The sequence below is a fragment of the Mycobacterium sp. genome, assembly GCF_035603715.1.
Lineage (GTDB): Bacteria > Actinomycetota > Actinomycetes > Mycobacteriales > Mycobacteriaceae > Mycobacterium.
Map to the genome: position 1 here is coordinate 1 of NZ_DATNJW010000407.1, position 5,626 is coordinate 5,626.

Sequence of the window (5,626 nt, forward strand, 5' to 3'; positions counted from 1 at the left end):
TATCTCGGCCAGATCTGACATCGCCCTCAGTCGAGGGCCAGTGGCCCCTCCTGGACGGCGGCGCCCAATAGCCCCAGCTCCACACCTGCCTCGGCCGCAGCGGCATGGCATGCCGCGATGTCCTTGCGCAGGAACGGCCCGGCTAACTCGGCGAACCGGTCCATCCCGCCGACACGCTCCGCCTGCTCCGCCGCATGGCTTCGCGCGCTGCACACCTGCAGGGTGGATAGCAACACGCTCGGTTCGACGCCAAGCTGTGAACCCAGTTGCGTTGCTGCAGCCAGAAGTTGAGCATTGGCAGCGAACAGGAGATTGTTGATCAGCTTGAGCGCCAACGCACTGCCCAGTTCGCCCGTCGCCACCACTGGGTCGGCGTAAGCGGCCAGGATCGGCGCCACCGAGGCGACGGCGTCACTCGGTCCCCCGATCAGCACGGTAAGGGTGCCCGCGGTGATGTCGTCGGCGGTACCACTGACCGGCGCATCGAGGATGACTGGCGGCAAAGGAGAACTATCCCGCAACGCCTCGAGGGTGGGCAGTGTGCCCGTTGTGTGCGAAACGAATATGGCGCCCGGCTTCGCGTTGGCGATGAAACCGTCTGGGCTGAACCCAGTTTCGCGTAACTGCGCATCCGAGAACAGGCACGAGATGAGGATGTCGCTGCGGCGCGCCAGGTCGGCCACCGAATCGGCTATCGCCGCGCCCTTCGCCTCTAATCGGCGGCGGACCTCCTCGCGGCGGGCGTACACCACGACATCGTTGCCGGCGCTGAGCAACCGCTCGACCATCGGTTCGCCGAGTTGTCCAGCGCCGAGGAATCCGACGGTACTCGGCACTGTGTCTCCTAAGCGTTGAGCGGCTCGCCCGCGGGTGCGACTGTCGTTACCCACTTTGCGATTCGGTCCCACAGCTGGGTGCGGTGGCTCGCGAAATTGTGACAGTGCCCTGAGCGTGGAACGAGGTGCAATGTCACATCTGGAGAACCGGTGTAGTTGGCGGGTTCTGCATAGGGGTTCGGCGAAACGTCCAGCGCTGCGCCGAATCCGAGGAAGACGGGGACATCCACCTGGGGCGCGTACCGCTCGACCATTCCCGGGGTGGTGACCTCGGCGGCCGCCCGCAGCGGCGTCCGGCTCTGCACGACGGTATCCGCGTCTATCACGTCCTGTGGAACTTCGCCCGCATAGAACAGCTCGGCAAGGTAATCGCGAGGCGCGTAGATGTGAGCATCGGTCGGTTTGGCCCCACTCAGCTGGCAGGACGCCTCGATGGTCTGCTGGATGCGCTCTTCCAGTTCGGCCGCATCGGGAGTGGCTTGATACACGTTGGTGATCTGCACGCCGTAGCCCAGCAGCACGACGGCGTCGTACGGGTGCGTCGTCGCCTGCACCATCGTCGCCAGGCACGCGCCCATCGAATGACCGACGCCAATGAGGGGCGCATTAATTGGGGGAAGGTCCTCGTGTAAGTTGCCGCCCCGCAGCCGTTCTCGGATCTGGCGTGCGACTTCGGCGTCGCCCTTTGCCAGCAACTCCAACCCCACCGGTCCCAACGCCGTGGGATCGGTGCTGTCGCCGATTGCGAGGTGATCCACCGCGACGACGACGAACCCGGAGCCGGCCAGGTGCTCGCCGAAGCTATAACCGGGGTAGCCGTCGATGTCGATGTGCCAATAGTGCTTGTCGTACGTGCCCCCGGCGAGACACAGCAGCACGCCGGCCGCGTCGACCGGCCGCTCGGGGAGGAATAGCCACGCCGCCTGTGTCAGCTGCTCACCGGATTCAACAGCATCGGTCACGTCGAATGTTAAGGAATGTCGCATCACCTGCCACGCGCGGTCCTGTGTGCGCGGCACGCTCACCTCAGCGCCACGTCAGCTTCAGCGAATCGACGCCGAACACCTGGCCGCCGTGCTCGATAGGCTGCCCGGAAACCTCGTAGTCCGGAATGCGCTTGTGCCACTCCTCCAGGACCACCGCCATCTCTTGTCGGGCGAGGTGCGAACCGAGGCACCGATGCGGGCCGCCGCCGAAGGACAAGTGACGTGTGACGCCGCGGTCGAAGTCAACCGTGCGGGCATCGTCATAGGCCGACTCGTCCCGGCCCGCGAACGCCAGCGAGAACGACGCCATGTCGCCCGCCTTGACTGGGCATCCGTGAAAGTCCATGTCCTGAGTTGCCTTTCGCGCGGTCTGCACGATCGGATAAGCCCGAAGCAGTTCCTCGACCGCTCTCGGAATGAGCCCGGGTTCGGCGACGATCCGGGCGCGGTCGGTCGGATGGGTGGCCAGATGCAGCATCGCGTACGACAGCTGGTTAGAGACCGTGTCGAGGCCGGCCATGAACAACAACAAAAGGCAGTTGAGCAGTTCCAGGTCGTTGATCGGTTCACCGTCGAGCGTCCAGTCGATGGCCTTGCTGACGATGTCGTCGGCATCTGGGTCGCGGTTTTCACGCCGCTGCTGAATCAGGCCCGAGAAGTAGCCCATCACGTGTGTCATGCCTTCGAGCCGCGCGGCGTTGACTTCCTCGCCTGCCCCGCTCTGGTGCAGGATCATGTCTTCCCAGGCCAGGAACTGCTCGAGGTCCTCCACGGGCATGCCCATGATCGTCAGGAAAACCGTCGATGGGAACACCCGCGAGATCCGCGTCACGAAATCGCACCCGCCATCGGCCGCGACTTGCTCGATGAGTTCTGCAGCCAACTTCTGCTGCGCGTCGCGCAGTCCCTTGACGCGGCCTGGCGAGAAATACTCCGCCAGCACCTGACGCCATTTGGCATGGTCGGGCGGGTCGATCATGATCGGGATCCACGTGTACGGCGGCTCCGGATCCGTCGGCACGATGACGCTGCTGGACCAGAGCTCCGGGTGCTGGAGTCCGTCCAGGATCACCGAATTGTCGGTGAAAACCCAGTAATCCATGTCGGCCTCGGTGTTACGGAAGACCGGCCGGGCCTCGTCCTGACACTCATCGAGTAGGTGGAAATGCGTCAGCGCCGGCGAGTCCGGAGTGTTCATATCGACGCTCTTTACCGGACATGTTGCCGTTGGCTGGTTCTGGATCATGACGTCCTTCCGTGCGGCTCCGAACGGGCGCGAACTCGAAGCACTCGCGGCTCGCATACTACGACAGTCCACTGTCAAATTAGCGCGAATTGCGGCGACGGTTCACAGCAGACTCATCCAACTAGGTTAACTATGTCGCGAGATGAACGCAATAGTCCTCGACGTCCACCAGGACTGTCAACGGACCGCGAAGCCGGCGTCGAGCGGCCACGCGGTACCGGTGATGAACTTCGCCTCCTCGGACACCAGGAACGCCACCGCGTTGGCGATGTCCTCGGGCATCAGGATCTGGATGGGCAGCGCATTCTGCATCGCCGCGACCGCGGTGTCGTTGGCCTCCAGCAGCTTGCCCATGGTCTCGTTCATCACCATTCCGGTGGCGACACCGGTCGGATGGATGGTGTTGACGCGGATCGAATGCTGCGCAAACTCGTTCGCCCATACCTGCATCAGGCCGACTAGCCCGCGTTTGGCCGCGGTGTAGGCCTGTCCACCAGCCCGATCCGTGCCGGTGCCCTTCAGTCCAGCACTCGACGAGGTCAGTACGATCGATCCGCCGCGACCACCGTCGATCAGTGCGCGTTGGGTGGCTTCGACGGTGTTCCACACGCCGATCAGGTTGACGTCGATGATGTCGCGAAAGGTCTGCCGCCGATTGCCACCTGGACCGAGCCGAATGACCCCGGCGTTCGCGATCACGATGTCGAGGCGCCCGAACTCGGCAAGCCCGTCGGCCGCCACCTGCTCGACGGCGTCAGCGTCGCGGACGTCGGCCTGGCGGGCGACGATGCGCCTGCCCTCCTTCTCGACAAGCTTGACGGTCTCGTCGAGGTCCTCGGGGCCGGCGTTGGGATAGTCGATCGAGTCGATGTCGCGGCAGATATCGAGCGCGATGATGTCCGCACCGTCCGCCGCGAGCCGGACCGCGTGCGCGCGTCCCTGCCCACGGCCCGCTCCGGTGATGAAGGCGACCTTGCCATCGAGTTTTCCCACGGGTTTCGACTCCTATTTTCAGTCGGTAGCGCTGCCGGTGTGAATCCTTGCTTGCCGCAAGCCTTCCTGCGGATCGTCGACCTCGACGTCCCAGTCCCCGCATGAGCACGTACAACGGAAGTGACCGTTGACCGGCAGGATCGCCTGGCCGTCACACGATCCCCCGGTGTTGGCGATGCTGGTAAGAAATTCGAGGGGCTTCTCGTGCAGGGCGCTCTCGTCCGACATCTCCATCACTCCTCGCCGTCGACCCGAAAGACTGGGAGCAGCCAGCCGTCGGAAATCGGTGAGAAGTCAACGTGGACGGGCATTCCTATCGTGACGTCGGCGGGCGCAACGTCGACGATGTTGGAGACCAGCCGCGCCCCGGGCGCGTCGGGCAGGTCAAGGACCGCCGGCACCAACACCAGATCCGGCATACCCGGGAAACCGTGCACGACGGCGAAGCTGTAGACGATGGCCTCACCATTGAGTTCGACCCAATTCACCGCCTTGGATTGACAATTGGGGCAGAACGGCGTCGGCGGCAGACGGAAGGTCTGGCAGTCGCCGCACTGCGGCGCCACCAGCCGCCGCTCCTTCGCGGCGATCCAGAACGGCTCGGTGTCCTTGTTGACCGCGATCCGCACGTGCTCGCCAGGGATCGTGGTGGCCAGGGTGACAGCTGCAGTACTCATGCGGCGCGCCCCAAAACGAGCCCACTCACAGGCAGGCTCGCCGGTCCCCCGGTGACCAGTGCGAGTTCGGCATCGGCGACCTGGTTGATGGCGGTGCCGCGCATCTGCTCGACTCCTTCCATGATGTGGGTCATCCCGATGATGTAGGCCTCGGAGAGTTGGCCGCCATGAGTGTTGACCGGGATCGAGCCGCCGTCGTACCGGATGGCTCCGCTTTCGACGAATGCGCCGCCCTCCCCCTTGCCGCAGAAGCCGTAGTCCTCGAGCTGCATCAGCACCATCGGGCTGAAGTGGTCGTAGAGCAACGCGACGTCGATGTCGGCGGCGCCGATGCCGGCCTGCTCGTAGAGCCGCTTGGCGATGGGCGCGTTGCCCGAGGAGGCGAAGTATTCGTCGGGCATCCCCATCCACGCAAAGGCCCTACCCCAGTCCCGCACACCGCCGTGGGCGGCGGCGACCACCGGCACCGGCGGCTGCTTCAGATCCTTGGCGCGATCCATGCTGGTGGTGATCACGGCCACCGCCCCGTCGGTCTCCTGGCAGAAGTCGTAGAGGCACAACGGTTCTGCGATCATCCGAGCGTTGAAATAGTCCTCGAGTGTCAGCGGTTCGGGGTGCATCGCCTTCGGCCGATTCGCCGCGTTGGCTCGTGTCGAGAGGGCTATCTCGGCGAATGCCTCGCGGCGGGTGCCGTAGAGGTGCATGTGCCGACGTGCCATGACCGACATCAACTGGCCTGGGCCGAACAGCCCGGACGGCTGCAAGAACGAGTTGATCGGATCGGGTTCGATCGCCGAGAAGACTGAGCCGAGGCGCTGTTTGGATTGTTGCAGCGCCATCACCGTCACGACTACCGAGGCATCGCCGGCCACGATGGCGGCCCGGGCC

7 protein-coding genes are annotated in these 5,626 nt (G+C 64.6%); all 7 read right to left on the reverse strand.

The window, feature by feature from the left end; translation table 11 throughout:
* Positions 1-26: 26 nt before the first annotated feature.
* Positions 27-836 (reverse strand): NAD(P)-dependent oxidoreductase, encoded by an 810-nt coding sequence (locus VN856_RS16815; RefSeq protein WP_325690991.1) that lies wholly within the window; start codon positions 834-836, stop codon positions 27-29.
* Between the two features lie 8 nt (positions 837-844).
* On the reverse strand, positions 845-1,798 hold the full coding sequence (locus VN856_RS16820; protein ID WP_325690992.1) for an alpha/beta hydrolase: 954 nt from the start codon (positions 1,796-1,798) through the stop codon (positions 845-847).
* Between the two features lie 64 nt (positions 1,799-1,862).
* Positions 1,863-3,020, reverse strand: a complete 1,158-nt coding sequence (locus VN856_RS16825) for a cytochrome P450 (RefSeq protein ID WP_325690994.1) — start codon at positions 3,018-3,020, stop codon at positions 1,863-1,865.
* Positions 3,021-3,245: 225 nt separating this feature from the next.
* A complete protein-coding gene (locus tag VN856_RS16830) occupies positions 3,246-4,061 on the reverse strand; it encodes a mycofactocin-coupled SDR family oxidoreductase (RefSeq protein WP_325690996.1) in 816 nt (271 codons plus the stop codon).
* An 18-nt stretch (positions 4,062-4,079) separates the two neighbouring features.
* A complete protein-coding gene (locus tag VN856_RS16835) occupies positions 4,080-4,289 on the reverse strand; it encodes a hypothetical protein (RefSeq protein WP_325690998.1) in 210 nt (69 codons plus the stop codon).
* Positions 4,290-4,294: 5 nt separating this feature from the next.
* Positions 4,295-4,738 carry a Zn-ribbon domain-containing OB-fold protein gene (locus VN856_RS16840; protein ID WP_325691000.1) on the reverse strand — a complete coding sequence of 148 codons (444 nt, stop codon included), beginning with the start codon at positions 4,736-4,738 and terminating at the stop codon, positions 4,295-4,297.
* The coding region (locus VN856_RS16845; RefSeq protein WP_325691002.1) for a thiolase C-terminal domain-containing protein at positions 4,735-5,626 on the reverse strand (892 nt) is incomplete at its 5' end. The genes VN856_RS16840 and VN856_RS16845, both read right to left, overlap by 4 nt.